Source organism: Psychrobacter sp. (assembly GCF_035469765.1).
Lineage (GTDB): Bacteria > Pseudomonadota > Gammaproteobacteria > Pseudomonadales > Moraxellaceae > Psychrobacter.
Genome location: NZ_DATIRM010000035.1, coordinates 1 through 3,245, shown reverse-complemented (window position 1 = coordinate 3,245; position 3,245 = coordinate 1). Strand labels below are relative to the sequence as shown.

Genomic DNA, 3,245 nt, shown 5'->3' with positions numbered 1-3,245 from the left:
GAAAATACATCGTCCGCATTTATTAAAGCATACTTTTAATGTCGTTAACCGTGTTCGTCAAACGGTAAGTGTCGCTGGTTTATCAGCGCTGAGAGTGGCAAAAGGCGAAAAACCTGATGCCATGCTGCTAAAAGAAACTTTTGAGCAACTGGGTACCACTTATATCAAAATAGGGCAGTTTATTGCCAGTACGCCGTCATTATTCCCGCGAGAATATGTACAGGCATTTCAAAGCTGCTTGGATCAAACGACGCCATTGTCTTATGCTTATATTGAACAAGTATTAAAAGAAGAGTTGGCCGTTGATGGACTGACCCTCGAAGATATGTTTGCTCATATTGACTCAAAACCATTGGCATCTGCTTCTATCGCCCAAGTTCATGCAGCACGGTTGCATAATGGTGATGAGGTAGTATTGAAGGTACAAAAACCTGGCGTCGAAATTATCATGCAAACGGATTTGGGTGTCTTGCATGGCGTGACAAAATTGGTTGAGCTGCTGATGCCGTCGATGAAATTTGCCAGTATTGCGCCGATTATTGATGAGATTCGGTTGCGTATGCTGGCAGAGACAGATTTTATCGCTGAGGCACAAAATATTCGTGATTTTCAGCAGTTCTTGGCAGTATCAGGCAATACGCGTGTCGTTGCGCCAACCGTATACGAAGCATTGACCACCAAGCGTGTGTTGACCATGAGCCGCTTATATGGCGTTTCTATGGTAGATGAATCTTTGATGCGTCAATACTGTACTGACCCTGCGCAAGTGATGGCAGATACACTCAATACGTGGTTTGCAAGCCTGATGCTATGCAATAGCTTCCATGCTGATTTGCATGCAGGCAATCTAATGCTGTTGACTGATGGACGTATCGGATTTTTAGATTTTGGTATTGTCGGTAAATTAAAAGCTGAAAGCTGGCGTGCCTGCATGGGAATGATGCAAGCCATGCAAGACAATGATTATTACGCCATGGCGCGTCATATGGTCGATATGGAGATGACTCATGGCGGCAATCAGGTTGATGTGGTGGCATTGGGTGATGACTTGCAGCGTATGATGAAGACCATCATGGCAGAGGACAAAGCCTTTACCAGTGGTGTGCCTTTTAATACTAAAGAGCAAGCTGATGAGCTAAATAAAATGATGCTTGAGATTGTTGATGTTGGCAAACGTCATGGCATTCATTTTCCACGTGATTTTGCTTTATTAACCAAGCAGATGCTCTATTTTGACCGCTTTATGCGCACGCTTGCGCCTGATATGGATATGTTTAGTGATCAGCGCGTACAGATGTTGGGGCAAGCAGAGGCAGATGAGCAAGCAAATCGTCCAACGCTAAATGTCTCGTAGTATTAAATACATTTTTTATTAAAAACTGTATTTAATTACTATTGCTTTTGATTGTTTTTAACACAAAGGATTGTGTGCTTACTGCCACAAAATGGCTCTGTCATGATGACTGCTCTCAAAAGCCGTGCTGCTATTGTTATCACCAATGAAACGGCTATTGCGTTGATTGGTATGTACTGTATGGCAGTCGTAATGGGATTTGGGCGCTTTTTGTTCACGGCAACCTTGCCTGATATTATGACCCAATTGCCGCTATCGACGACCATAGCTGGTTGGCTTGCTTCCATCAATTATATTGGCTATTTTATCGGTGCGCTCATTGCGATGTTTGTGCCGCAGCGTTTGACATGGCGCATGCTCATCTTATGGACGATAGTCAGTGTCATAACCATTATGCTATTAGTCGTGCCAAATATGTCATTAAATATATGGTATATCATTCGCTTGTTATCGGGGATCGCAAGCGGTGTGGCGATGATTTTAAGCTCATCATTAGTCATCCAAAGCTTTAGTCATGAGCGCCGCTCAGTGCTCTCAGCGGTGCATTATGCAGGCATTGGTGTCGGCATCAGCGCCTCTGCTATATTGACATGGTGGTTATTGACCCTCGGCTATCATTTTGAGGAAATATGGCTGGCTGCTGGCATGATTAGCTTACCTGTCTTATGGCTACTCTATGCTATACGCCCAACGGATTCTATTGTTTCTGAGCCAGATAATAATCAGACATCCTCAGTTCGACAAACCTATATCAATTTTAAACGCTCTTTATATGAGGCGGCGGCAGGTCATAGTAAATCCATTGCCTTACTGCTAGCTAGCTATACGCTTGCAGGATTTGGGTACATTACCTCGGCGACTTTTTTGCCGGTCATGGCAGCGCAGCGGCTTACAACACAAGCCTATGCCGGACTGTCCATTTGGTTGGTAGTGGGTATTTTTGCTATGCTCTCAAATCCTATTTGGGGCGCACTTGCCAAGCGTATTGGTGAAGTCAAAACCTTAATAGGTTTAACGTTATTACAAGCAATTGGTATGTATTTGCCAATAGGGCTTGATGGGGCTATTGGCTTATATGGCAACGCCATTATTTTGGGATTAACCTTCGTTGGTATGGTTTCTATGACCTTGACGATTATTAAAAACATCAATCCTATGTATTCAAACCTACTCATAGGATTAGCAACGTTAGCATATGCGCTAGGGCAGTTTTTAGGACCATTGGTGACGGTGGCGCTGGCAGGTAAAAATGACAATTTTAATGCAGGATTGTTGGTGGCGGCAATCGGGCTATTAATAGGACTGGTTTTGGTATTGTTTTTTTGGCGTCAATCAAATCGACTAAGAAGAACAACTGTTTAAATTGCTTGCGTCATAATATTTACACCATACTGCGACTAAACACTTCGCGCAGCTCAAAACTGGTATGGACTTGTGCCACGCCTTCGATACGATTCAGTCTATGTAATAAAAACTCTTCATAATGTGCCATATCGCGTACGCGTACTTTAATTAGGTAGTCCTCGGAGCGTCCAGTGACAATACTGCAGCTGATGACTTCATCAAAACTTTGGACTTTATCTTCAAATTGCTCAAAACGATCTGCAGTATGACGATCCATGCTGATAGCGATAAATACGGCTAAAGGGTAGCCGAGTTTTTGGGCGTTGGTTTGGGTATGATAGCCTGTGATAACACCACTATCTTCTAAGCGCTTGATACGACGCGCACAGGGGGTTGCCGACAGATTGACACGCTCAGCAAGCTCAGTAATGCTCATACGGGCATCGGTCTGCAATAAGCGTAACAGACGTCGATCGGTATCATCGATATCTACAGCTAAGAGGTTACTGGAATGAACATGTCGCATAATAAGCACTATAATGAGTGA

The 3,245-nt window shown here is 43.6% G+C and carries 3 protein-coding genes; 2 read left to right on the top strand and 1 reads right to left on the bottom strand.

Going from position 1 to position 3,245, the window contains the following annotated elements; all coding sequences use genetic code 11:
• Positions 1-4 precede the first annotated feature (4 nt).
• Positions 5-1,354 carry an AarF/ABC1/UbiB kinase family protein gene (locus VLN09_RS00830; RefSeq protein ID WP_325243179.1) on the top strand — a complete coding sequence of 450 codons (1,350 nt, stop codon included), beginning with the start codon at positions 5-7 and terminating at the stop codon, positions 1,352-1,354.
• Positions 1,355-1,456: 102 nt separating this feature from the next.
• Positions 1,457-2,716, top strand: a complete 1,260-nt coding sequence (locus VLN09_RS00825) for a YbfB/YjiJ family MFS transporter (protein ID WP_325243175.1) — start codon at positions 1,457-1,459, stop codon at positions 2,714-2,716.
• A 19-nt stretch (positions 2,717-2,735) separates the two neighbouring features.
• Here VLN09_RS00825 and VLN09_RS00820 read toward each other — a convergent pair whose 3' ends face one another.
• Positions 2,736-3,224 carry an Lrp/AsnC family transcriptional regulator gene (locus VLN09_RS00820; protein ID WP_325243177.1) on the bottom strand — a complete coding sequence of 163 codons (489 nt, stop codon included), beginning with the start codon at positions 3,222-3,224 and terminating at the stop codon, positions 2,736-2,738.
• Positions 3,225-3,245: the final 21 nt, after the last annotated feature.

Bases quoted from the DNA above. Each gene is read 5' to 3' on its own strand.
- VLN09_RS00825 (WP_325243175.1), top strand. From the start codon at position 1,457: ATGATGACTGCTCTCAAAAGCCGTGCTGCTATTGTTATCACCAATGAA.
- VLN09_RS00820 (WP_325243177.1), bottom strand. From the start codon at position 3,224: ATGCGACATGTTCATTCCAGTAACCTCTTAGCTGTAGATATCGATGAT.